Source organism: Enterobacter sp. GD03975 (assembly GCF_029838645.1).
Taxonomy (GTDB): domain Bacteria; phylum Pseudomonadota; class Gammaproteobacteria; order Enterobacterales; family Enterobacteriaceae; genus Enterobacter; species Enterobacter quasihormaechei.
In genome coordinates this window covers 66,833-90,317 of sequence record NZ_JAOBZC010000006.1, presented here as the reverse complement: position 1 = coordinate 90,317, position 23,485 = coordinate 66,833, and the positions used below count along the sequence as shown (strand labels likewise).

The window sequence follows — 23,485 nt, the reverse complement described above, 5'->3', positions numbered from 1 at the left end:
ATGGCAACATTAACTGCAAAAAACCTCGCGAAAGCGTACAAGGGCCGCCGCGTCGTCGAAGATGTCAGTCTGACCGTCAACTCCGGCGAAATCGTGGGCTTGCTTGGCCCTAACGGTGCGGGTAAAACCACAACCTTCTACATGGTGGTGGGCATTGTCCCGCGTGACGCTGGCAACATCATCATTGATGATGAAGACATCAGCCTGCTGCCGCTTCATGCCCGCGCGCGTCGTGGCATCGGCTACCTGCCGCAGGAAGCGTCTATCTTCCGCCGCTTAAGCGTGTTCGATAACCTGATGGCCGTGCTCCAGATCCGTGACGATCTGACCAGCGAGCAGCGCACCGACCGCGCGAACGAGCTGATGGAAGAGTTTCATATTGAACACCTTCGCGACAGCCTCGGTCAGGCGCTGTCCGGCGGTGAACGCCGCCGCGTTGAGATTGCGCGCGCGCTGGCAGCAAATCCGAAATTTATCCTGCTGGATGAGCCGTTTGCGGGCGTTGACCCGATTTCGGTTATCGATATCAAACGTATCATTGAGCATCTGCGCGACAGCGGGCTTGGCGTACTGATCACGGACCACAACGTACGCGAAACGCTGGCCGTGTGTGAACGCGCCTACATTGTGAGCCAGGGCCATCTGATTGCCCACGGTACGCCGCAGCAAATCCTCGAAGATGAGCATGTTAAGCGCGTGTACCTTGGGGAAGACTTCAGACTCTGATAGGGTAGAGGTTAAGTCACGCCGAACCGGAGAAAAACGCGCTGAACATGAAGCAAGGTTTGCAATTACGGCTCAGCCAGCAACTGGCCATGACGCCGCAGCTACAACAGGCCATCCGTCTGTTGCAGTTGTCCACGTTAGAACTCCAGCAGGAGCTCCAGCAGGCGCTGGACAGCAATCCGCTGCTGGAGCAAACCGATCTTCATGACGAGGTAGATACACAGCAAACGCAGGACACGGAAACGCTCGACACCGCCGATGCGCTCGAACAAAAAGAGATGCCGGACGAGCTGCCGCTGGATGCCAGCTGGGATGAAATCTACACCGCAGGAACGCCTTCCGGCACGCGCGCGGATTATCAGGACGACGAACTGCCGGTCTATCAGGGCGAAACCACCCAGTCGCTTCAGGACTACCTGATGTGGCAGGTGGAGCTGACCCCTTTCTCGGATACCGATCGCGCGATTGCCACCTCGATTGTCGATGCCGTTGACGACACGGGCTATCTGACCGTGACGCTGGACGATATTCTGGAAAGCATCGGCGATGACGACATTGAGATGGAAGAGATCGAAGCCGTCCTCAAGCGCGTCCAGCGTTTCGACCCGATTGGCGTCGCCGCGAAAGATCTGCGCGACTGCCTGCTGATCCAGCTTTCGCAGTTTGCCAAAGAGACACCGTGGATTGACGAAGCCCGGCTCATCATCAGCGATCATCTGGATCTGCTGGCGAATCACGATTTCCGCACCCTGATGCGCGTCACGCGCCTCAAAGAAGAGGTGCTGAAGGAAGCGGTGAATCTGATCCAGTCACTCGATCCGCGTCCGGGACAGTCGATCCAGACCAGCGAACCGGAATATGTCATTCCTGATGTGCTGGTGAGAAAGCACAACGGCCGCTGGGTCGTTGAACTGAACGCCGACAGCCTTCCTCGCCTGCAAATCAACCAGCAATATGCCTCCATGTGCACCAGCGCACGTAACGACGCCGATAATCAATACATTCGCAGCAACCTTCAGGAAGCACGATGGTTGATTAAGAGCCTGGAGAGCCGAAATGACACGCTGCTGCGCGTCAGCCGCTGTATTGTCGAACAGCAGCAGGCGTTCTTTGAACAGGGCGAAGAGTTTATGAAACCGATGGTGCTGGCAGACATCGCCCAGGCCGTCGAGATGCATGAATCAACCATTTCCCGCGTGACTACGCAGAAGTACCTGCACAGTCCGCGCGGTATTTTTGAGCTTAAGTATTTCTTCTCCAGCCACGTGAACACTGAAGGCGGCGGCGAAGCCTCGTCAACGGCCATTCGCGCACTGGTGAAGAAGTTGATCGCCGCGGAGAACCCCGCGAAGCCACTCAGTGACAGTAAGTTAACCACCATGCTGTCCGATCAGGGTATTATGGTGGCACGCCGTACTGTTGCGAAGTATCGAGAGTCTTTATCCATTCCGCCGTCTAACCAGCGTAAACAACTGGTTTGACACAACCGATAAGGAAGACACTATGCAGCTCAATATCACCGGACATAACGTCGAGATTACTGAGGCTTTACGCGATTTTGTGAACACTAAGTTTGCAAAACTTGAGCAGTATTTCGAAAGGATCAATCAGGTCTATGTTGTGTTGAAAGTGGAGAAAGTGACGCATATCTCGGATGCGACTCTGCACGTCAACGGAGGGGAACTCCATGCCAGTGCGGAAGGGCAAGACATGTACGCGGCTATCGACGGCTTGATTGATAAGCTTGCGAGACAGCTCAATAAACATAAAGATAAACTGAAACAACACTAATTGTCCGGGCAGTTAACGGGTGCAGGACGGCCTGTTGTGAGACACAACAGGCCATTTGTACGGTTAGCGCTTAGGTGAAATTATGATAAACAACGATTCCGCTCTACAACTGAGCAATGTCCTTAACCAGGATTGTACCCGCAGTGGCGTTCACTGCCAGAGCAAAAAACGTGCGCTGGAAATTATCAGTGAACTGGCCGCAAAACAGCTGGGTCTGCCGCCGCAGATCGTGTTTGAAGCCATTCTGACCCGTGAAAAAATGGGCAGTACCGGCATCGGCAACGGCATTGCGATCCCGCATGGCAAGCTGGAAGAAGATACGCTGCGTGCCGTGGGGGTGTTTGTGCAACTGGAAACGCCTATCGCTTTTGACGCCATCGATAACCAGCCTGTGGATCTGCTCTTTGCGCTGCTGGTTCCTGCCGATCAGACCAAAACCCATCTGCACACGCTGTCGCTGGTGGCCAAACGTCTGGCGGACAAAACCATTTGTCGTCGACTGCGCTCAGCCCAAAGTGATGAAGAGCTTTATCAAATTATCACTGAAGCAGAAGGCAATCAGGATGAGGCATAATCGGGAGAAGGCCTTCAGAACGGCTGCCCTGAGGAGAAACGGAACATGGTGCTGATGATCGTCAGCGGTCGTTCGGGGTCCGGTAAGTCCGTGGCCCTGCGCGCGCTGGAAGACATGGGATTTTACTGTGTAGATAACCTGCCGGTAGTGTTGTTACCCGATCTGGCGCGGACGCTTGCGGACCGGCAAATCTCTGCCGCCGTCAGTATTGACGTGCGCAACATGCCGGAATCGCCGGAAATCTTCGAGCAGGCAATGAACAATCTGCCGGAGTGTTTTTCACCGCAGCTCTTGTTCCTTGATGCTGACCGCAACACGCTGATCCGCCGCTACAGCGATACCCGTCGTTTACATCCGCTCTCCAGTAAAAATCTGTCGCTGGAAAGCGCCATTGATAAAGAAAGCGATCTGCTTGAGCCGCTGCGTTCCCGCGCCGACCTGATTGTCGACACCTCTGAAATGTCCGTCCACGAGCTGGCAGAAATGCTGCGAACTCGCTTGCTCGGCAAGCGCGAGCGCGAACTGACGATGGTGTTTGAATCCTTCGGCTTTAAGCACGGCATTCCTATCGATGCGGATTACGTTTTTGATGTGCGTTTCCTGCCGAACCCACACTGGGATCCGAAACTGCGTCCGATGACCGGTCTGGATAAGCCCGTGGCGGCGTTCCTTGACCGACACACAGAAGTACATAATTTTATCTACCAGACGCGAAGCTACCTTGAGCTATGGTTACCTATGCTGGAAACAAACAATCGCAGCTACCTGACGGTGGCGATTGGCTGTACCGGCGGTAAACATCGTTCGGTCTATATTGCCGAACAGCTGGCCGATTACTTCCGCTCACGCGGGAAGAACGTTCAGTCCCGTCATCGCACGCTGGAAAAACGTAAAACATGACCGTAAAACAGACCGTCGAAATCACCAACAAGCTGGGCATGCATGCGCGCCCGGCGATGAAGCTGTTTGAACTGATGCAGGGTTTTGATGCTGAGGTGCTGCTGCGCAACGACGAGGGAACCGAGGCAGAAGCCAACAGCGTGATTGCGCTGCTGATGCTGGATTCTGCCAAAGGACGCCAGATTGAAGTCGAAGCGACCGGCCCGCAGGAAGAAGAAGCGCTGGCCGCGGTGATTGCCCTGTTTAATGCCGGGTTTGACGAAGACTAACGTTCGCTACGTCGGCGGGTGGCGCAACGCTTACCCGCCCTACATAAGATGATTTCGCTCCATAAACCCTTCCCCACCCAGCTGACGCATCTGGCGCATGATCCACGCCTGGCGGCTTCGCACGTAGCCTGACGGCGCGCTGGCCTTGAAACGCAGAGGGTTCGGCAGCACGGCGGCAAGCAGCGCCGCTTCGGACATACTCAGCCTGCTGGCGGGCTTGCCGAAATAACGTTGCGATGCCGCTTCGACGCCAAACACCCCGTCACCAAACTCCGCGATATTCAGATAGACGGTCAGAATGCGTTTTTTGCTCCACACCGTCTCGACGCCCAGCGTCAGCCCGGCCTCCAGACCTTTCCTCACCCAGCTGCGACCGTCCCATAAGAACAGATTTTTTACCGTCTGCTGAGACAGCGTCGACGCGCCGCGCACGCGGTTTTCATGACGCTCATTATGATCCAGCGCCTTCTCGATAGCCGCCACGTCAAAACCCCAGTGTTCGGGGAATTTCTGATCTTCTGCCGCAATGACCGCCAGCCCCATCCACGGGGAAATGTCATCCATGCCGACCCAGTCTGAGTGGGCAACGTAGCCGAAATCACCTGAGAGCCAGGCGCTAATCTGCCGCTCTGCCATCACGGCGGAGAACGGGACGGGCAGGATGCTGAACAGCGCAATGCCTCCGCCCCAGAAAACGGCCAGCACAAGCACAATACGCAGCAGGATCCGTTTTAACCACCCGTTTGGGGATAATTTACGACTCATTCGGTAAGAACCAGCACTCTGTCCACCAGCTTTTCAATGCCGGCGGCAGCCTCAGCGATGTTCTGCGCCAGCATATACGCCGGCGTGGTGATGATTTTGTTGTCCTCATCCACCACAATGTCGTCGACCGGGCATGGCACGTGCTCGCCGCCCATATCCTCGATAATTTCAGCGGTATCAATGTCGGTTCCGATCGTGAGCCGCAGCGGGAAATCAAAAATTTTCGGCAGCATGGCTGGCGCAATGCAGATAAAGCCCTGCGGCTTACCCGCCGCATGCATCGCCAGCGATAGCGCTTTTAAGTCGGGATCGACCTGACACGCCGCCCCCTCAGTGGCAAACGTGCTCAGGTTTTTCGCCGCGCCAAAGCCGCCCGGCACGATGAGCGCATCAAGTTCAGCGGCATCGGCCTGTGCCAGCGGATGAATATCGCCACGCACAATACGCGCCGCTTCAATCAGTATGTTACGGCTTTCCGCCATTGGCTCGCCGGTAAGATGATTCATTACGTCTGCTTGAGTTTTATCCGGCGCGAAGCAGATAATGTCTGCTCCCTGGCGCGATAATGCCAGCAGCGTTAACACGGCTTCATGTATCTCTGAACCATCGTAAACCCCACATCCGCTCAGCACGACACCCACTTTCTTCATTCTGACGATCCTTCTAAGCAACTCGCCGAAGCACATTAAAAATTCTGATTAAAACGCTATGCTTCACACATTTCACTGATTCATGTAACAAACTGTTTAAGATTTGCTATCTTATCTGCGTGCGGCCTCAATTTTCAGGCGGCGTCCATGCGAAAACAACCCATAAAAATCAGGCGCAGCCACGATTTCCCTGGTGTTGGCGCAGTATTCGCGCACCCCGGTATAGCCGGGGTCATTTTTTTCTGGATTCCACCCAGGCTTTCAGCACCGCCACATCGTTCTGCCACTCCTGTTTCATCTCTTCAACCCAGTCACCCACGTTATCTTCCCACGCAGGTAAATCAGGCGACTGAATCTGTTGGCCCAGCTGCTGGAGATGGCGTAACCCGACGGAGCCAGCCGCGCCCTTGATTTTATGTCCCTCTTCGACGATGCCCTTCTGGTCACGCGCCGTCAGGTTAGATTCGAGCACGTTCAGATAGCCCGGCATCATTTTTTCGAACACGGCCAGACCGTCCGTGATCAGTTTTGGTCCCACCAGATCGATATACTGCTCCAGCATGGCGGTATCGAGTATCGTTTGGGCTTTGGCGCTATCAACAGACGTCATGGTGCTCTCCTCTTCATCACAGGTATCCCAGAACTTCTTGATCATCGCCGTCAGGGCGGGTACCGCCAGCGGCTTGCTGAGCACATCGTCCATACCGGCCTCGAGGTACTCTTTTTTATCTTTCAGCACGTTTGCGGTCAGCGCCACCAGCGGCGGCAGCTCGTCAGGGGCGTACTTGCGCGTCAGCTCGCGGGAGATATCCAGCCCGGTCATGTCCGGGAGCTGAATATCAAGCAGCACCAGGTCGTACTCGCCCGGCGTGAACATCTCCAGCGCGGCTTTGCCGGTCATTGCCACATCCACGCTGTTGCCGAGTTTTTCCAGTACCGACCGGGCGACAATGACGTTCAGCTCAATATCTTCCACCAGCAGAACGTGCAGGGCCGGCAGCGGCATATCGTCGTTCTCGAACGTATCTTCCACCTCTTCAGCGACGGCAGGCGCGTGCACGGTAAGGGTAAAGGTTGAGCCTTTACCCGGCTGGCTGGCAACGGTAATATCCCCGCCCATACTTTTCGCCAGGCGTTTCGACACCGCCAGGCCAATGCCCGTACCCGTTGCCGGTTTACCGCCGTGGCTGTCTTTAACCTGATAATACATGGCGAAGATCTTGTCCTGCTCCTCCTGAGGAATGCCGATACCCGAGTCCTCAACTTCAAAGTGCAGCATGTCCCCTTCGTCATAACGAATGCGCACCGCAACCTGCCCCTTCTGGGTAAACTTCACGGCGTTGCTGATGAGGTTCCACAGGATCTGACGCAGCCGCGTGCCGTCCGTCACCACTTTATGCGGCAGCGGCAGCGTTGGCTCCATCACAAAGCTCAACCCTTTTTGCTGGGCCTGCAAACCTGAAAGGTTCTCCAGGTCCGCAAGGAAGCCGGTAAAATCAACCGGCTGGTTGTCGAGCTGAACCTTACGGCGCTCCATCTTATCCATATCGATAATATCGTTGAAGATATTGCCCAGCGTGACCGCCGAAACGTGGATCGTTTTGAGGTATTTTTCCTGCTCGCTGGTCAGGTCGGTATCCAGCAGAATGCGGCTCAGCCCCACAATGCCGTTAAGCGGCGTACGAAGCTCATGGCTGATGGTGGAGATGAAGGTGGTCTTGTCACGGCTGGCGCGCTCCAGCGCATCCTGATAGCGCTTACGCTCGGTGATATCGCGGCCAAAGCCCATCAGACCATGGCGTTTACCCACCCGATCGTAATAAGGCACTTTGCGGATCTCAAAGCAGGCTTTGCGCCCGTCGGGGTAGTCCAGCCACTGCTCGTAGGTCAGCGAGACGTTATGGCGGAAGACCTTTTCATCCGTCTCCATCACTTTTGCCGCCGCCTCTTCGGAATAGACGTCCTGCGGCTTCAGGTGGATCAGCTGCTTTTCGCTTTTCCCGGTCAACAGCTCCATGGCCCGGTTACAGCCGGAAAACTCTTTATCTTCGTTACGGTAGAACACCAGATCCGGCGACGCATCGAGGAACGAGCGCAGGAAAGAGGATTGCTGTTCAAGCTGGATCTGCGTGACTTCACGCTCTTTCATCTCAATTTTGAGCTGCTCCAGCGTGGTCTGGCGCTCGGCTTCCGCCTTCTCACGGTCTGAAATTTCCTGATTCAGCTGGGCAATATTGTCCTTGAGCTGGACGTTGAGCTTGAGATCGCGTTCGCGCATCTCTTCCAGCTTATCCACCAGCTTTGATAAACGCTGTCGGGACTCCTCCAGTTGCTCGACCACCACGGAGAGGAAATAGACCGCCCATGGGGTAATCAGCAAGCCAAAGAAAATAGAGCGGATGACGTCGATGCTCTCGACCTGGCCATGCAGAACCATGGTGACGGCCATTTGCACGACGATGGCCAGAACGACCAGCGCCAGCGCCAGCAGCATGGAAAAACGCACCAGCCCGAGCTTCATCATCAGATCGACGTAGTACTGGGCCAGCATTCGAATTTGCTTCATAGAGGATCCCTTCACGACTTTATCGCTCAATAATACTCAAATTCACGGCGAGGCGTTGCAGGTTGTGAGAAAAAGTGCGGGGTGAAACAGGAGATTAGCCTCGCCCCCGAGCAACCGGGAGCGAGGATGAAGGTTTATCAGGAACGTTTTAGCAGCATCCAGAGGCTGATCAGGAAGAAACTGGCGCTCGGCAACAGCGCGCCGATAATTGGCGGAATGCCGTACACCAGCGTCAGCGGACCAAAAATCTGATCGAGGACGTAGAACACAAAACCAAAGCTGATACCGGTCACCACGCGAACCCCCATCGGCACGCTACGCAGTGGGCCAAAGATGAACGACAGCGCCATCAGCATCATCACCGCCACCGACAGCGGCTGGAAGATTTTGCTCCACATGTTGAGCTGGTAACGCCCCGCATCCTGTCCGCTGGACTTCAGATACTTCACGTAGTTATGCAGACCGCTGATGGAGAGCGCATCGGGGTCAAGCGCCACGACGCCGAGCTTGTCTGGCGTCAGGTCGGTTTTCCAGGTACCGCTGACGGTCTGCGAGCCGGTGATCTGTTTCGGGTTCGTCAGGTCCGATTCATCAACCTGCGATAACCGCCACAGCTTGTTGTTGGCATCAAATTTGGCAGAGGCGGCATAACGCACGGACTGCAAGCGACGCTGGTCGTTAAAGGCATAAATGCTCACGCCGCCCAGCTCGTCATCCCCCTTCACCCGTTCGATATAGACGAAGTTCTGACCGTCTTTCGCCCATAACCCCTGCTGCGTGGAGAGCAGTGAACCGCCGTACATCGCCTGAGCACGGTAGTTACGCGCCATCTGTTCGCCCTGCGGCGCAACCCATTCGCCGATCGCCATGGTCAGCAGCACCAACGGGATCGCGGTTTTCATCACCGACAGCGCAACCTGCATACGGGTAAAGCCCGATGCCTGCATCACCACCAGTTCGCTACGCTGAGCCAGCATCCCCAGGCCCAGCAGCGCACCCAGCAGGGCCGCCATCGGGAAGAAGATCTGCACATCTTTTGGCACGCTGAGCAGGGTATACATTCCGGCGCCTAACGCGTCGTAACTCCCCTGCCCGGCTTTTTTCAGCTGGTCGACAAATTTGATAATGCCCGAGAGCGACACCAGCATGAACAGGGTCATCATGATGGTGGTAAAAATTGTTTTACCGATATAGCGGTCAAGTACGCCAAACGCCTGCATTAGATGGCTCCTTTACGCGTAAACCGGGCACGTAGACGACGCACAGGCACCGTGTCCCACAAGTTGAGTCCGACTGCCAGCAGCAGATACAAACCATTCACGACCCAGGTCCAGATCATCGGGTCAATTTTGCCTTTCCCGCCGTTAGACTTGATCGAGGTTTGCAGCAGGAAGAACACCAGATACAGCAGCATCGCCGGCAGCATCGACAGCACGCGGCCCTGACGTGGGTTCACCACGCTCAGCGGCACCACCATCAGCGCCATCATAAATACGGTGAATACCAACGTGATACGCCAGTGCAGCTCAGCACGCGCACGATCGGTATCGGTATTGATTAAGGTGCGCATGTCCATCTGCTCGGTATCCGTAGGATCGAGCGCGACGGCCTGGTGACCAATTATGGCCTGGTAGTTCTGGAAGTCCGTAATGCGGAAGTCGCGCAGCATTGCCGTGCCTTCGAAACGCGTTCCTTTGTTCAGCGTGACGACCTGAGAGCCATCTTTACGCTGCGCCAGCTGGCCTGAATCCGCCACCACCACCGAAGGGCGAGCGTTACCTTTCGGGCGCAACTGAGCAAGAAACACGTCGTTGAAGCGGTTGCCATCAACGCTTTCGATAAACAGAACGGAATTACCGTCGGTCGCCTGCTGGAACTGCCCCTGCGCCAGCGCCGCCAGCCCCGGGTTAGCTTTTGCTTCCGCCAGCACCTCATCCTGATGTCGAGAGGATGTCGGCCCCGCCCACATGACGTTGACCGCGGCAACAATGCCCGTGAACAGCGCCAGCACCATGGCTGCTTTTACCAGTACGGCCTTACTGAGGCCGCAGGCATGCATCACGGTGATTTCACTTTCGGTATAGAGCCTACCCAGCGTCATCAGCAAACCGAGGAAAAGGCTTAACGGCAGGATAAGCTGCGCCATTTCCGGCACGCCAAGCCCGAGCAGGGAAAGCACCAGATTCGTTGGGATTTCGCCATCAACCGCCGCGCCGAGGATCCTGACCAGCTTCTGACAGAAAAAGATCAGAAGGAGGATAAAGAGGATCGCCAGTTGGCTCTTCAGCGTCTCCCGAACCAGATATCTTATGATTATCACTTTAAATACGCCCGTTAAAACTCGTCTTATGCAGGAATTTAGCTTGTTTCATGGCTTAAACGTCATTTATTCTCTTGAGTCGTCGAAATCATCGCTAAGATTAAAAAACCCGGCGGATTCGCGCTTCATGACATTTATTGACGTGTCGAAACCGTAGTAACGTAAGATTAACACGAAGTCACCACAACGGCGGACATGAGTTACGAAAGGTTTCAATTCTATCCGTAGCCGCCGCCGTTGTCTTTAAGATTCAGGAGCGTAGTGCATGGAGTTCAGTGTAAAAAGCGGTAGCCCGGAGAAACAGCGGAGTGCCTGCATCGTTGTGGGCGTCTTTGAACCACGCCGACTCTCCCCGATCGCCGAGCAACTCGATAAAATCAGCGACGGCTATATCAGCGCCCTGCTGCGCCGTGGCGAACTGGAAGGCAAACCAGGGCAGACCCTGTTGCTGCACCATGTTCCGAACGTCCTGTCCGAGCGTATTCTGCTGATTGGCTGCGGTAAAGAACGTGAGCTTGATGAGCGCCAGTACAAACAGGTTATTCAGAAAACCATTAATACACTGAATGATACTGGTTCAATGGAAGCGGTCTGCTTCCTGACCGAGCTGCACGTTAAGGGCCGCAACACATACTGGAAAGTACGCCAGGCCGTCGAAACCGCAAAAGAGAGCCTCTACAGCTTCGATCAGCTGAAGACCACCAAAAGCGAGCCGCGTCGCCCGCTGCGTAAAATGGTCTTTAACGTGCCAACCCGTCGCGAGCTGACCAGCGGCGAGCGCGCTATTCAGCACGGCCTGGCTATTGCTGCGGGCATTAAAGCCGCTAAAGATCTTGGCAATATGCCGCCAAACATCTGTAACGCCGCGTATCTGGCCTCTCAGGCGCGCCAGCTGGCTGACTCCTACAGCAAGAACGTTATCACCCGCGTCATCGGCGAACAGCAAATGAAAGAGCTGGGGATGCACTCTTATCTGGCGGTCGGTAACGGCTCTCAGAACGAATCCCTGATGTCCGTCATCGAATACAAAGGCAATCCGTCTGAAGACGCGCGTCCGATCGTGCTCGTCGGTAAAGGGCTGACCTTTGACTCCGGCGGTATCTCCATCAAGCCTTCAGAAGGCATGGACGAGATGAAGTACGACATGTGCGGCGCGGCGGCGGTTTACGGTGTGATGCGCATGGTTGCGGAGCTTCAGCTGCCCATCAACGTGATCGGCGTGCTGGCAGGCTGCGAAAACATGCCTGGCGGTCGCGCCTATCGTCCGGGCGACGTGCTGACCACCATGTCCGGCCAAACCGTGGAAGTGCTGAACACCGACGCGGAAGGCCGTCTGGTGCTGTGTGACGTGCTGACCTACGTTGAGCGTTTCGAACCAGAAGCGGTCATCGACGTGGCCACCCTGACCGGTGCCTGCGTGATTGCCCTGGGCCACCACATCACCGGCCTGATGTCGAACCACAATCCGCTGGCGCATGAGCTGATTGGCGCGTCCGAGCAGGCTGGCGACCGCGCATGGCGTCTGCCGCTGGGGGACGAGTTCCAGGAACAGCTGGAGTCAAACTTCGCGGACATGGCTAACATTGGTGGTCGTCCTGGCGGCGCAATTACCGCAGGCTGCTTCCTGGCGCGCTTCACCCGTAAATATAACTGGGCGCACCTGGACATCGCGGGAACCGCATGGCGTTCCGGTAAAGCCAAAGGCGCGACCGGACGTCCGGTTGCCCTGCTGTCGCAGTTCCTGTTTAATCGTGCGGGTTTTAACGGCGACGAGTGATGTAATGTGCCGGGTGGCGGCTTCGCCTTACCCGGCCTACACGGCACTCAACCGTAGGCCGGGTAAGCGAAGCGCCACCCGGCTTTGCATTTAAATCCACGACAAGAAGCCCCATATATGAAGAATGCAACGTTCTACCTTCTGGACAACGACACTCATCAGGATGGCCTCAGCGCCGTTGAACAGCTGGTGTGTGAAATTGCCGCAGAACGTTGGCGCGCAGGTAAACGCGTACTGATTGCCTGTGAAGATGAGCAGCAGGCGATTCGCCTGGATGAAGCGCTGTGGGCGCGCCCGCCGGAAAGTTTTGTTCCGCATAACCTGTCGGGTGAAGGTCCACGCGGCGGGGCACCGGTCGAAATAGCCTGGCCGCAAAAACGCAACAGCAGCGCGCGCGACATTCTCATTAGCCTGCGGACAGACTTTGCAGATTTTGCCACCGCTTTCACAGAAGTGGTAGACTTTGTCCCTTACGAAGAATCTTTGAAACAACTGGCGCGCGAACGCTACAAAGCGTACCGCCTGGCCGGTTTTAACCTGAATACGGCAACCTGGAAATAATGGAAAAGACATATAACCCACGCGATATCGAACAGCCGCTTTACGAGCACTGGGAACAGCAGGGCTATTTCAAGCCTAACGGCGACGAAAGCAAAGAGTCCTTCTGCATCATGATCCCGCCGCCGAACGTCACCGGCAGTTTGCATATGGGGCATGCTTTCCAGCAGACCATCATGGACACCATGATCCGCTACCAGCGCATGCAGGGCAAAAACACCCTGTGGCAGGCGGGGACTGACCACGCGGGTATCGCGACCCAGATGGTGGTTGAGCGTAAAATTGCCGCTGAAGAAGGTAAAACCCGCCACGACTACGGTCGCGACGCGTTCATCGACAAAATCTGGCAGTGGAAGGCGGAATCCGGCGGCACCATTACCCGTCAGATGCGCCGTCTCGGCAACTCCGTGGACTGGGAGCGCGAGCGCTTTACCATGGACGAAGGCCTGTCCAACGCCGTGAAAGAAGTTTTCGTCCGTCTGTACAAAGAAGACCTGATTTACCGCGGCAAGCGCCTGGTGAACTGGGACCCGAAACTGCGCACCGCGATTTCTGACCTCGAAGTGGAAAACCGCGAGTCTAAAGGCTCCATGTGGCACATCCGCTATCCGCTGGCCGACGGCGCAAAAACCGCAGACGGTAAAGATTACCTGGTGGTCGCCACGACTCGTCCGGAAACCCTGCTGGGCGATACCGGCGTGGCCGTGAACCCGGAAGATCCGCGCTATAAAGATCTGATCGGCAAATTCGTGGTGCTGCCGCTGGTGAACCGCCGCATTCCGATTGTGGGCGACGAACACGCCGACATGGAAAAAGGCACCGGCTGCGTGAAAATCACCCCGGCGCACGACTTCAACGACTATGAAGTGGGCCGTCGTCACGCCCTGCCGATGATCAACATTCTGACCTTCGACGGCGATATCCGCGAAAGCGCAGAAGTGTACGACACCAAAGGCAACGAATCCGACGTTTACTCCAGCGAGATCCCGGCTGAGTTCCAGAAGCTGGAACGCTTTGCCGCACGTAAAGCCATCGTAGCCGCCGTTGATGCGCTCGGCCTGCTGGAAGAGATTAAGCCTCACGATCTGACCGTGCCGTACGGCGACCGTGGCGGCGTGGTTATTGAGCCAATGCTGACCGACCAGTGGTACGTCCGTGCCGACGTGCTGGCGAAACCGGCTGTGGAAGCGGTTGAGAACGGCAGCATTCAGTTCGTGCCGAAGCAGTATGAAAACATGTACTTCTCCTGGATGCGCGACATTCAGGACTGGTGTATCTCCCGTCAGCTGTGGTGGGGCCACCGCATCCCGGCATGGTACGACAACGAAGGCAACGTCTACGTTGGCCGCACCGAAGAGGAAGTGCGTCAGGAAAATAACCTGGGCGCTGACGTGGCGCTGCGTCAGGACGAAGACGTGCTGGATACCTGGTTCTCCTCCGCGCTGTGGACCTTCTCCACCCTCGGCTGGCCGGAAAACACCGACGCGCTGCGTCAGTTCCACCCAACCAGCGTGATGGTCTCCGGCTTCGACATCATCTTCTTCTGGATTGCCCGCATGATCATGATGACCATGCACTTCATCAAAGACGAAGACGGCAAGCCGCAGGTTCCGTTCCATACCGTCTACATGACCGGCCTGATCCGCGACGATGAAGGCCAGAAGATGTCCAAATCCAAGGGTAACGTTATCGACCCGCTGGACATGGTTGACGGGATCTCTCTGGAAGAGCTGCTGGAAAAACGTACCGGTAATATGATGCAGCCGCAGCTGGCTGAGAAAATCCGCAAGCGTACCGAGAAGCAGTTCCCGAACGGGATCGAATCTCACGGTACCGACGCCCTGCGCTTCACCCTGGCGGCGCTGGCCTCTACCGGCCGCGACATCAACTGGGACATGAAGCGTCTGGAAGGTTACCGTAACTTCTGTAACAAGCTGTGGAACGCCAGCCGCTTCGTGCTGATGAACACCGAAGATCAGGATTGCGGCTTTAACGGCGGCGAAATGACCCTGTCTCTGGCAGACCGCTGGATCCTGGCGGAATTTAACCAGACGGTGAAAGCGTTCCGCGACGCGCTGGACAGCTACCGCTTCGATATCGCAGCGGGCATTCTGTACGAATTCACCTGGAACCAGTTCTGCGACTGGTATCTGGAGCTGGCGAAGCCGGTCATGAACGGCGGTTCTGAAGCGGAGCTGCGCGGCACGCGTAATACGCTGATTACCGTTCTGGAAGGCCTGCTGCGCCTGGCGCACCCGATTATTCCGTTCATCACCGAAACCATCTGGCAGCGCGTGAAGGTCATTGCCGGTATCAACGCCGATACCATCATGCTCCAGCCGTTCCCGGCCTTCGACGCCGCGAAAGTGGATGAAGCCGCGTCTGCGGATACCGAGTGGCTGAAGCAGGCGATCGTTGCGGTACGTAACATCCGTGCAGAAATGAACATCGCGCCGGGTAAACCACTGGAGCTGCTGCTGCGCGGTTGCAGCGACGCTGCCGTTCGTCGCGTCACCGAGAACAACACCTTCCTGAAAACCATGGCGCGTCTGGAAAGCATCACCGTGCTGCCTGCCGATGACAAAGGTCCGGTTTCCGTGACAAAAATCATCGACGGTGCGGAGCTGCTGATCCCGATGGCGGGCCTGATCGACAAAGACGCTGAGCTGGCTCGTCTGGCGAAAGAAGTGGCGAAAGTCGACGTGGAAATTGCAAAAATCGAAGGCAAACTGGCGAACGAGGGCTTTGTGGCCCGCGCGCCGGAAGCGGTCATCGCCAAAGAGCGTGAGCGTCTGGTTGCCTTCGCCGATGCGAAGACCAAACTGATCGAGCAGCAGGCCGTTATCGCCGCTCTGTAATATTATGAAAACGCCGGAGGCCCTCTTCGGCGTTTTCTTTTATAAGGCATTTTTTATTCGTACCAGCTTCCCGTCAGGCATGGTTATCCAGTAATACTCACTCCCGCTGAAAGAAAACCTTTCGTAGGTTGCCGTGTCGAATTCAACATCAAGAAGAATATTTTTTTCGATACAGTGCTTCTCCGTATCATTTTTCGGGGGAAAACAATACAGATCGCCATCGCTGGATGTTTGAATATCAGCAAATCCGCTGCCAATATCCCAAAAAGTAATAGTATAAGAATCGCTCGAAGGAATATTGTATATTTTCTTCAGCTCTTCTTTATGTTCCAGGTACCAGTGAATTCGCCCCCACTCGGTTAATGGAAAGTGATTCACTACAATATCGTATGACTCGAACCTTCTATCTTTGCTCGCGAACTGCTCTAACACAAACGTAGGGTCGTATTCAACCTGACTCCCTGCCCGGATAACAGTGACAGGTCGTTGTGTCCACAGCAGGTAGCTGAATATCAGTAACACCAGACTCCCGATAACGACTTTAGATTTCGAATTCATACTCCACCCTTAACAGGAATATGCGCACTAAAGTTAGTCATAAATGGCTTGAATGCATAATCACGATGTCGTTGCAGGAAAAACCAGATGCGGAAAAAGCGCAAATTTTTATAAAGTTCGTTAGCAATATCTTCTCTGCCGAGGCCAAAATGATCCTGCCCTTTAAAAGAAAGCAATCCCTCCCATGACATGGCATAGCGCTGGAAACGTACCAATTTGATTTGTTGCGCATAAACATCATGTATGCTTATCCCCAAACCATTAAACCTATCAATAAAACGATTGAATTTTGGTAACCTCAAATGATTTATTTTTCCTTTCAAATCCGTAAAAAAACGATAATCCAGACTTGCTTGCCGCTTCAAATATAAATGATTATCTATCGCCTCCCAAATTTTCCTCAGCACATCATTTGTTCCAACACCCTTGATGATCTCTTCATACGCGTGATTCAAACGGACACCAGTCCATGGTTGCCCGTTGCCGTAATGAAAATGGTCGATTAGCTCACCAATAAGAGGAGCATACAACCCGCTAGCAAATTGCGTAGATAGCTCTTTCATCTCATCGAACATAATATCTGCGCAGTGCTGCCGGCTAATCGGCCTTCCCTGCTTTTGCTGAAGTCCGAATCCGAAAGCATGGGTGTTAAAACTAGCCATCATATCAAATTTCAAACACCTGAATGGGTCGACACGAGCAGAAATGTCCTCCAGACCCAGTTGCTGAAAGTCCCAATCGTTCAAGTCGCCACACTGCATATCATCAGTATAATAATTTTCGAAACGATGGAACGTTGAAAAAATCTCACACGGTAGCGACATTGATAAAAGCGCATCTATATTCATAATTCATCAATCTTATAAATAATATAACCCCCCCTTTAAACCAGAAGGCAATTTAAGAGAAATTCAAAAAATAAAACTTGAGCAATGCAACGAAAAAACGGGTTAAAGATGAAAAATTTTCGCATGGTAAATATCGGTCTTGCATGAGAGAAAAGAGGGTGGTATCAAATATCACTATGATAAATTGTTTTTCGATTGAGTAACAAAATGAGTTCCACGCAGTCCCTCCCTACACTCCGCCGGATATCCACCAGCGACAACCCGGCTATCGCCGCCGTTATCCGCACGGTCTCTGCCGAATACGGTCTGACCGCCGACAAAGGCTACACCGTGGCCGACCCGAATCTGGACGAACTTTTTCAGCTGTACAGCCAGCCGGGTCATGCGTACTGGGTCGTCGAGCAGGACGGTCAGGTCGTGGGCGGCGGCGGCATTGCCCCCCTGCTTTGCAGCGAGCCGGATATCTGTGAACTACAGAAAATGTATTTTCTGCCCGCGATACGCGGCCAAGGCCTGGCGAAAAAGCTGGCGCTGATCGCCCTGGAACATGCGCGCTCACAGGGCTTTAAACGTTGCTACCTCGAAACCACCGCGTTCCTTAAAGAGGCCATTGGCCTGTATGAACATCTGGGCTTTGAGCATATCGACGCGCCACTGGGCTGCACGGGCCACGTGGACTGCGAAGTCAGAATGCTGAAAAGTCTGTAAGTTTCGTTCCTGCCGTCTTCTGTTAAGCGACTGTAAACTGAATGCTCTACACTCTCAGTTCACACCAAAACAGGGGAAACGCGATGTCGAAGATAAAAAGCTACGCCGCACCGCAGGCGGGTGCAGAACTTGAGCTGTACGAGTACGATGCGGGCGAACTAAAAGCGGAAGACGTCGAGGTACAGGTTGATTACTGCGGGATCTGCCACTCGGATCTCTCGATGATCGACAACGAATGGGGCTTTTCCAGCTATCCGCTGGTTGCCGGTCACGAAGTGATTGGTCGCGTTGCGGCGCTCGGCAGCGCCGCGCAGGACAAAGGGCTGAAAGTGGGCCAGCGCGTGGGCATCGGCTGGACGGCACGCAGCTGCGGCCACTGCGACGCCTGTATCAGCGGTAATCAGGTTAACTGCACGGAAGGCGCTGTTCCTACCATCCTCAACAAAGGCGGCTTTGCCGATAAGCTTCGCGCCGACTGGCAATGGGTTATCCCGCTGCCGGACTGCATTGATATTGAATCCGCAGGTCCGCTGCTGTGCGGCGGTATCACCGTCTTTAAACCGCTGCTGATGCACCACGTCACCGCCACCAGCCGCGTGGGCGTAATCGGTATTGGCGGTCTGGGGCATATTGCCATCAAACTGCTGCACGCGATGGGCTGCGAAGTGACGGCGTTCAGCTCCAACCCGGCAAAAGAGCAGGAAGTGCTGGCGATGGGTGCAGACAAAGTGGTGAACAGCCGCGATCCTGAAGCGCTGAACGCGCTGGCTGGGCAGTTTGACCTGATCATTAACACCGTCAACGTCGATCTCAACTGGCAGCCGTACTTTGAAGCGCTGGCCTATGGCGGTAACTTCCACACCGTGGGTGCGGTGATGAAGCCGCTGCCGGTTCCCGCCTTTACCCTGATCGGCGGGGATCGCAGCGTGTCAGGCTCCGCGACCGGTACGCCATACGAGTTGCGCAAGCTGATGAAGTTTGCCGGACGCACCAAAGTGGCGCCGACCACCGAGCTGTATCCGATGTCGAAAATCAACGAAGCGATCCAGCACGTACGCGACGGTAAAGCCCGTTACCGCGTGGTGTTGAAAGCGGATTTCTGATGTGAGTTTGCCGGGTGGCGGCTTCGCCTGACCCGGCCTACTTTTGCTACTGCGCCAATATATTAAACACTTCCGCCACCGCGACCGCCCCGGGATCCATCACCCCATCCAGGTTTTCCTTATTAACATACGACGAGCGTCCCGCTCCCGCTTTCGCCATTTTCGCCGTGGCTTCGGCGCCATGCTGCGCAGCCTGCGCCGCCGCCTGAATAGTGCCTTTCTGTAAGGCTTCCAGTGCCGGTTGCAGGGCGTCGATCAGCGTGCGATCCCCGAGATCGGCCCCGCCGTACTGCTTCATCTGCGCCAGCCCGCTCAACAGCGCATCCGGCAGGGATTGACCGTCATGCAGCTTTTGCCCGGCCGCCGTAAAGAAGATCGACATCAATACGCCGCTCGAACCGCCCATCACCGTTGCCAGCCGCTCGCCCACCAGCAGGAGTAATGTCGGTACGTCGTTAAGGGGCAGGTTGTTCTCCTCCAGACGCTGCGCAATATCCCGTGCACCTTGCGCAAAGGTTGAGCCGGTATCGCCGTCGCCCACTTTGGCATCCAGCGCGTTCAGGCGATTTTCAAGCTGGATCAATGTATTCGTCACCGAGGAGACGAACCCGCCCACCTGCGGATTTTCCGACGGAGTATATTCCACGCGGTCATGAAGGGCGCTATGTGGGACGGTACGCAGGAGCGCAAACGCGACGGGCTTCTGCCAGCCCAGCGTCTCAACCTCGGCGTGAATCGCCTTCTCAACGTAATCGTTGAGCTTTAACAGCGTCAGCGAAAAGCCTTTCATATCCAGCGCGCTCACCAGCGGCGCGGGGCCAATCAGGTAAGCGATCTCCGCTTTCAGCGCTGAATGTGCCAGCTCTTTGGTGAGCAGAGCCATCTCCAGCGCGGACACGCCGCCGAGGTTGTTGATCAGCACCGCAAAGCGTCCTTCACCCGCCTGGGCTTTCAGCGGCGTCACCAGCGTATCGATAATCGCCCTGCTATTTTGCGTATCCACCACCGAGGCCCCCGGCTCGCCGTGAATACCCAGCCCCAGCTCCACGTGGCCCTGTTTGATACGCCCTTCTTCGTCATCGCTCCCCGGCAGGTTGCAGGTTTGCATCGCAACGCCCAGGCTCCAGAGGTTATCGCAGGCCTGTTGCGCAATATCCCGCACCTCGGTGAGCGATTTCCCCTGCTCTGCCGCATATCCCGCAATCTTGTGTACCAGCGCCGTTCCCGCAATGCCGCGCGGCTGCTTGTTATCCGGCAGGGCGATGTCATCCGCCACGATAACCATTTCCACCTTCAGGCCGTAGCGTTTGGCTTTCTCCGCGGCCAGGCCAAAGTTAAGCCGGTCACCGGTATAGTTTTTTACGATCAGCAGGCAGCCACGATCGCCCGTCACCGCCACAATGGCGTTGAGAACCGCATCCACGCTTGGGGAGGCAAACAGATCGCCACACACCGCGGCGGTGAGCATGCCTTTACCGACAAACCCGGCATGCGCCGGTTCGTGGCCGGAGCCGCCACCGGAGATCACCGCCACGCGGCTTTTATCCCAGTCGCCGCGCGCCACCACCCGGATGGCCGGATCGATATCAAGTTTGACGAGATTACCGTGTGGCGCGGAGAGGAGTATGCCTTCAATGGCGTCGTTGACAAGCTGTTTGCGGTCGTTAAAAAAGAATCTGGACATAGTTTCCCAAAAATTTGTTTACCGTATGCAAAAGCATAGTTCGCACTGGATAATGCGCCGCAAAGTGAGGAATTTACGCAGACATTTTGCCGTCAGGTTGCCTATACTCCACCCAGGACTACGAGAGGACGTGCATCATGAGTACACCATTGTTAATCGCCAGGACGCTGGAAAAAGAGCTGTTTTTACTGCCCGCGATGACGAACCGTCATGGCCTGATCACAGGCGCGACCGGGACGGGGAAAACCGTCACCCTGCAAAAGCTGGCGGAGTCATTGTCAGACATTGGCGTGCCGGTTTTTATGGCTGACGTGAAGGGCGATTTAACCGGGGTGGCTCAGGAAGGTACGGCATCAGAAAAACTGCTCGAGCGCCTGAAAAATATCGGCATCACGGACTGGACGCCGCACGGCAATCCTGTCGTGCTATGGGATATCTTCGGCGAAAAAGGGCACCCGGTGCGCGCCACCGTCTCCGATCTCGGTCCTCTGCTGCTGGCCCGTCTGCTTAATCTGAACGACGTACAGTCCGGGGTGCTGAACATCATCTTCCGTATCGCCGACGATCAGGGGCTGCTGCTGCTTGATTTCAAAGATCTGCGCGCCATCACCCAGTACATCGGCGATAACGCTAAATCCTTCCAGAACCAGTACGGCAATATCAGCAGCGCCTCTGTTGGTGCCATTCAGCGCGGGCTACTGACGCTGGAGCAGCAGGGTGCCGAGCACTTCTTCGGCGAGCCGATGCTGGATATCAAGGACTGGATGCGCACCGACAGCAACGGCAAAGGCATTATCAACATCCTGAGTTCAGAAAAGCTCTACCAGATGCCGAAGCTCTACGCCGCCAGCCTGCTGTGGATGCTCTCCGAGCTGTACGAACAGCTGCCAGAAGCAGGCGATCTGGAAAAACCTAAGCTGGTGTTCTTCTTCGACGAAGCGCACCTGCTGTTCAACGACGCGCCGCAGGTGCTGCTGGATAAAATTGAACAGGTTATCCGCCTGATCCGCTCCAAAGGCGTTGGGGTCTGGTTTGTGTCGCAAAACCCGTCGGATATTCCTGACAACGTGCTGGGACAGCTGGGTAACCGCGTACAGCACGCCCTGCGCGCCTTTACGCCGAAAGATCAGAAAGCCGTCAAAGCCGCCGCGCAAACCATGCGTGCCAATCCGGCCTTTGATACCGAAGCGGCCATTCAGGCGTTAGGCACCGGCGAAGCGCTGATTTCGTTCCTGGACGCAAAAGGCAGCCCGACAGTTGTCGAGCGCGCGATGGTGATTGCGCCCTGCTCGCGCATGGGGCCGGTGACGGACGATGAACGCAACAGCCTGATTAACCTTTCTCCCCTCTACGGGAAGTATGAAGACGAGGTGGATCGCGAATCCGCGTTCGAGATGCTGCAAAAAGGGGTGCAGGCGACTGCCGAATCGCAGGAAGCGCCTGCCGCCAAAGGACAATCTGTCGCCGTGGATGACGGTATTCTCGGCGGGCTGAAAGATATTCTGTTCGGCAGCACCGGGCCACGCGGCGGCAAGCGCGATGGCGTAGTGCAGACCATGGCAAAAAGCGCGACGCGTCAGATTACCAATCAGATAGTGCGCGGCATGCTGGGAAGTCTGCTAGGCGGCCGTCGCCGGTAGCGGGGGAACCCACGGACGGCCCAGCGCCGACCCCTGCACACCGTGTTCACGCAGATAACGGTCAATTTCTACCATCCCCGTCCAGCGGTTCTCGCACCACAGTGGTGCCAGAAGCGTTGGGCGGCGGGCGCTTGCCGAGATACGGTGATAAACAATGTCCGGCGGCGTGTGGCGTATCATCTCCCCCGCCGTCACCGTATAGTCGTCGAGTTCGATACCGCTTAACCGCCCCGCTTCCCAGGCTTTCGCCATTATGCTGCCCTTTACGATGTGCAGCGGATGCAGCTTGATCCCGTCCACGCCGGTCTCAACCACTTTTTCCAGCGTCTCCAGGCCATGCTGCTGCCCTTCTCCGGGCAAGCCGACAATCAGATGCGAACAGACTTTCAGGCCACGCTCGCGGGCGAGACGCGTGGTGCGCTGGTAGCAGGCGAAATCATGCCCGCGATTGATACGGTGCAGGGTTTTATCGTGCGCGGTCTGCAAGCCCAGCTCCAGCCAGATCTCGTAGCCCTTCTCTCTGTACTCGCTAAGTAAATCCAGCACCGCCTCCGGTACGCAGTCCGGGCGCGTACCTACGCACAGCCCGACAATATTCGCCTGAGCGACCGCCTGCTGATACATAGAGCGTAATACCTGCACCTCCGCCCACGTGCTGGTGTAGGCCTGAAAATAGGCCAGATATTGCCTGGCACGGTTCACGAGGCTGGCCTGATGCGCGAGCTGTTCTGCGATAGATTTATGCTGCTGGGCTTCGTCAGCAAACGACGCCACGTTGCAGAACGTGCAGCCACCACGCCCGATGGTGCCGTCGCGGTTCGGACAGCTAAAGCCGCCGTGAAGCGTCAGCTTATGCACCTTTTGCCCGTAACGCTGCAAAAGATCCCCACCAAACATATTGACTAATTTCTGTAACTGCATAATCTGATAGACCGTCCCGAAGAAAGGGGACAAGCCTGCCATTTTTAGCCTCTGTCGGCGATGACCTGGATCAATCGCCCTGGACGGCCTTTATCTATTTGAATAAATAATCACGATTACCGGGATTTCATTCATCCGCTGCGTAATTACTTTTCCTTATGTTCTGATGGTTTTTTTCATTTATAGCGCCAGGACTGAAAAACAGTGATTTTATGCGGGTTCGAACACTGCACCAGATTATTATTCTGCCATAAATCCGCATTTCAGCA

General features: G+C 55.6%; 21 protein-coding genes. 12 read left to right on the top strand and 9 right to left on the bottom strand.

Going from position 1 to position 23,485, the window contains the following annotated elements; genetic code table 11:
* The 6 genes from lptB (at position 1) to npr (ending at position 4,260) form a co-directional block, all read left to right on the top strand.
* A complete protein-coding gene (gene lptB, locus N5C09_RS12480) occupies positions 1–726 on the top strand; it encodes an LPS export ABC transporter ATP-binding protein (RefSeq protein WP_003861862.1) in 726 nt (241 codons plus the stop codon).
* A 47-nt stretch (positions 727–773) separates the two neighbouring features.
* On the top strand, positions 774–2,207 hold the full coding sequence (rpoN, locus tag N5C09_RS12475) for an RNA polymerase factor sigma-54 (RefSeq protein WP_064910003.1): 1,434 nt from the start codon (positions 774–776) through the stop codon (positions 2,205–2,207).
* A 22-nt stretch (positions 2,208–2,229) separates the two neighbouring features.
* Positions 2,230–2,517: a ribosome hibernation promoting factor gene (hpf, locus tag N5C09_RS12470; RefSeq protein ID WP_003861866.1), complete on the top strand. Its 288-nt coding sequence runs from the start codon at positions 2,230–2,232 to the stop codon at positions 2,515–2,517.
* An 82-nt stretch (positions 2,518–2,599) separates the two neighbouring features.
* Positions 2,600–3,091: a PTS IIA-like nitrogen regulatory protein PtsN gene (gene ptsN / locus N5C09_RS12465; RefSeq protein ID WP_003861869.1), complete on the top strand. Its 492-nt coding sequence runs from the start codon at positions 2,600–2,602 to the stop codon at positions 3,089–3,091.
* Positions 3,092–3,136: 45 nt separating this feature from the next.
* Entirely contained in the window at positions 3,137–3,991 is an 855-nt protein-coding gene (gene rapZ, locus N5C09_RS12460) for an RNase adapter RapZ (RefSeq protein WP_063451028.1), read from the top strand.
* Entirely contained in the window at positions 3,988–4,260 is a 273-nt protein-coding gene (gene npr, locus N5C09_RS12455; protein WP_003861872.1) for a PTS phosphocarrier protein NPr, read from the top strand. The genes rapZ and npr overlap by 4 nt, the downstream gene beginning before the upstream one ends.
* Before the next feature lie 39 nt (positions 4,261–4,299).
* Here the strand turns inward: npr and mtgA are convergent, their stop codons facing one another.
* From mtgA to lptF, 5 genes are all read right to left on the bottom strand, one after another.
* Positions 4,300–5,025 (bottom strand): monofunctional biosynthetic peptidoglycan transglycosylase, encoded by a 726-nt coding sequence (gene mtgA, locus N5C09_RS12450; RefSeq protein ID WP_279749141.1) that lies wholly within the window; start codon positions 5,023–5,025, stop codon positions 4,300–4,302.
* Complete coding sequence (gene elbB, locus N5C09_RS12445; protein WP_063867562.1) at positions 5,022–5,675, bottom strand: isoprenoid biosynthesis glyoxalase ElbB; 654 nt, start codon at positions 5,673–5,675, stop codon at positions 5,022–5,024. Before elbB ends, mtgA begins: the two co-directional genes overlap by 4 nt.
* 232 nt (positions 5,676–5,907) lie before the next feature.
* Positions 5,908–8,241, bottom strand: coding sequence for an aerobic respiration two-component sensor histidine kinase ArcB (gene arcB / locus N5C09_RS12440; RefSeq protein WP_063451025.1), 2,334 nt, complete (start codon positions 8,239–8,241; stop codon positions 5,908–5,910).
* A 137-nt stretch (positions 8,242–8,378) separates the two neighbouring features.
* On the bottom strand, positions 8,379–9,461 hold the full coding sequence (gene lptG, locus N5C09_RS12435; RefSeq protein WP_063451024.1) for an LPS export ABC transporter permease LptG: 1,083 nt from the start codon (positions 9,459–9,461) through the stop codon (positions 8,379–8,381).
* The gene (lptF, locus tag N5C09_RS12430; RefSeq protein WP_063451023.1) at positions 9,461–10,561 is read right to left on the bottom strand and encodes an LPS export ABC transporter permease LptF; all 1,101 of its coding nucleotides are present in this window, start codon (positions 10,559–10,561) and stop codon (positions 9,461–9,463) included. Before lptF ends, lptG begins: the two co-directional genes overlap by 1 nt.
* Positions 10,562–10,826: 265 nt before the next feature.
* Here lptF and pepA point away from each other — a divergent pair, with 265 nt between their 5' ends.
* From pepA to N5C09_RS12415, 3 genes are all read left to right on the top strand, one after another.
* Positions 10,827–12,338 carry a leucyl aminopeptidase gene (gene pepA / locus N5C09_RS12425; RefSeq protein ID WP_279749140.1) on the top strand — a complete coding sequence of 504 codons (1,512 nt, stop codon included), beginning with the start codon at positions 10,827–10,829 and terminating at the stop codon, positions 12,336–12,338.
* 117 nt (positions 12,339–12,455) lie between these two features.
* Entirely contained in the window at positions 12,456–12,899 is a 444-nt protein-coding gene (holC, locus tag N5C09_RS12420; protein WP_003861884.1) for a DNA polymerase III subunit chi, read from the top strand.
* Complete coding sequence (locus N5C09_RS12415; protein ID WP_063867560.1) at positions 12,899–15,754, top strand: valine--tRNA ligase; 2,856 nt, start codon at positions 12,899–12,901, stop codon at positions 15,752–15,754. Before holC ends, N5C09_RS12415 begins: the two co-directional genes overlap by 1 nt.
* A 39-nt stretch (positions 15,755–15,793) precedes the next feature.
* Here the strand turns inward: N5C09_RS12415 and N5C09_RS12410 are convergent, their stop codons facing one another.
* Both N5C09_RS12410 and N5C09_RS12405 read right to left on the bottom strand, forming a co-directional pair.
* A complete protein-coding gene (locus N5C09_RS12410; protein ID WP_112791859.1) occupies positions 15,794–16,312 on the bottom strand; it encodes a DUF943 family protein in 519 nt (172 codons plus the stop codon).
* Positions 16,309–17,160, bottom strand: a complete 852-nt coding sequence (locus N5C09_RS12405; RefSeq protein WP_279749139.1) for a DUF3289 family protein — start codon at positions 17,158–17,160, stop codon at positions 16,309–16,311. Before N5C09_RS12405 ends, N5C09_RS12410 begins: the two co-directional genes overlap by 4 nt.
* A gap of 207 nt (positions 17,161–17,367) precedes the next feature.
* Here N5C09_RS12405 and N5C09_RS12400 point away from each other — a divergent pair, with 207 nt between their 5' ends.
* Both N5C09_RS12400 and N5C09_RS12395 read left to right on the top strand, forming a co-directional pair.
* The gene (locus tag N5C09_RS12400; RefSeq protein WP_112791861.1) at positions 17,368–17,868 is read left to right on the top strand and encodes a GNAT family N-acetyltransferase; all 501 of its coding nucleotides are present in this window, start codon (positions 17,368–17,370) and stop codon (positions 17,866–17,868) included.
* A gap of 83 nt (positions 17,869–17,951) precedes the next feature.
* Complete coding sequence (locus N5C09_RS12395; RefSeq protein ID WP_279749138.1) at positions 17,952–18,971, top strand: NAD(P)-dependent alcohol dehydrogenase; 1,020 nt, start codon at positions 17,952–17,954, stop codon at positions 18,969–18,971.
* A gap of 46 nt (positions 18,972–19,017) precedes the next feature.
* On the opposite strand, the gene N5C09_RS12390 is transcribed toward N5C09_RS12395, so the two are convergent.
* On the bottom strand, positions 19,018–20,655 hold the full coding sequence (locus N5C09_RS12390) for a dihydroxyacetone kinase subunit DhaK (RefSeq protein ID WP_279749137.1): 1,638 nt from the start codon (positions 20,653–20,655) through the stop codon (positions 19,018–19,020).
* 137 nt (positions 20,656–20,792) lie between these two features.
* Here N5C09_RS12390 and N5C09_RS12385 point away from each other — a divergent pair, with 137 nt between their 5' ends.
* The gene (locus N5C09_RS12385) at positions 20,793–22,295 is read left to right on the top strand and encodes a DUF853 domain-containing protein (protein WP_279749136.1); all 1,503 of its coding nucleotides are present in this window, start codon (positions 20,793–20,795) and stop codon (positions 22,293–22,295) included.
* Here N5C09_RS12385 and N5C09_RS12380 read toward each other — a convergent pair.
* Positions 22,275–23,216: a TIGR01212 family radical SAM protein gene (locus N5C09_RS12380; protein ID WP_131637556.1), complete on the bottom strand. Its 942-nt coding sequence runs from the start codon at positions 23,214–23,216 to the stop codon at positions 22,275–22,277. The genes N5C09_RS12385 and N5C09_RS12380 overlap by 21 nt on opposite strands.
* Positions 23,217–23,485 lie beyond the last annotated feature (269 nt).

Bases quoted from the DNA above. Each gene is read 5' to 3' on its own strand.
- lptB (WP_003861862.1), top strand. From the start codon at position 1: ATGGCAACATTAACTGCAAAAAACCTCGCGAAAGCGTACAAGGGCCGC.
- rpoN (WP_064910003.1), top strand. From the start codon at position 774: ATGAAGCAAGGTTTGCAATTACGGCTCAGCCAGCAACTGGCCATGACG.
- hpf (WP_003861866.1), top strand. From the start codon at position 2,230: ATGCAGCTCAATATCACCGGACATAACGTCGAGATTACTGAGGCTTTA.
- ptsN (WP_003861869.1), top strand. From the start codon at position 2,600: ATGATAAACAACGATTCCGCTCTACAACTGAGCAATGTCCTTAACCAG.
- rapZ (WP_063451028.1), top strand. From the start codon at position 3,137: ATGGTGCTGATGATCGTCAGCGGTCGTTCGGGGTCCGGTAAGTCCGTG.
- npr (WP_003861872.1), top strand. From the start codon at position 3,988: ATGACCGTAAAACAGACCGTCGAAATCACCAACAAGCTGGGCATGCAT.
- mtgA (WP_279749141.1), bottom strand. From the start codon at position 5,025: ATGAGTCGTAAATTATCCCCAAACGGGTGGTTAAAACGGATCCTGCTG.
- elbB (WP_063867562.1), bottom strand. From the start codon at position 5,675: ATGAAGAAAGTGGGTGTCGTGCTGAGCGGATGTGGGGTTTACGATGGT.
- arcB (WP_063451025.1), bottom strand. From the start codon at position 8,241: ATGAAGCAAATTCGAATGCTGGCCCAGTACTACGTCGATCTGATGATG.
- lptG (WP_063451024.1), bottom strand. From the start codon at position 9,461: ATGCAGGCGTTTGGCGTACTTGACCGCTATATCGGTAAAACAATTTTT.
- pepA (WP_279749140.1), top strand. From the start codon at position 10,827: ATGGAGTTCAGTGTAAAAAGCGGTAGCCCGGAGAAACAGCGGAGTGCC.
- holC (WP_003861884.1), top strand. From the start codon at position 12,456: ATGAAGAATGCAACGTTCTACCTTCTGGACAACGACACTCATCAGGAT.
- N5C09_RS12415 (WP_063867560.1), top strand. From the start codon at position 12,899: ATGGAAAAGACATATAACCCACGCGATATCGAACAGCCGCTTTACGAG.
- N5C09_RS12410 (WP_112791859.1), bottom strand. From the start codon at position 16,312: ATGAATTCGAAATCTAAAGTCGTTATCGGGAGTCTGGTGTTACTGATA.
- N5C09_RS12405 (WP_279749139.1), bottom strand. From the start codon at position 17,160: ATGAATATAGATGCGCTTTTATCAATGTCGCTACCGTGTGAGATTTTT.
- N5C09_RS12400 (WP_112791861.1), top strand. From the start codon at position 17,368: ATGAGTTCCACGCAGTCCCTCCCTACACTCCGCCGGATATCCACCAGC.
- N5C09_RS12395 (WP_279749138.1), top strand. From the start codon at position 17,952: ATGTCGAAGATAAAAAGCTACGCCGCACCGCAGGCGGGTGCAGAACTT.
- N5C09_RS12390 (WP_279749137.1), bottom strand. From the start codon at position 20,655: ATGTCCAGATTCTTTTTTAACGACCGCAAACAGCTTGTCAACGACGCC.
- N5C09_RS12385 (WP_279749136.1), top strand. From the start codon at position 20,793: ATGAGTACACCATTGTTAATCGCCAGGACGCTGGAAAAAGAGCTGTTT.
- N5C09_RS12380 (WP_131637556.1), bottom strand. From the start codon at position 23,216: ATGCAGTTACAGAAATTAGTCAATATGTTTGGTGGGGATCTTTTGCAG.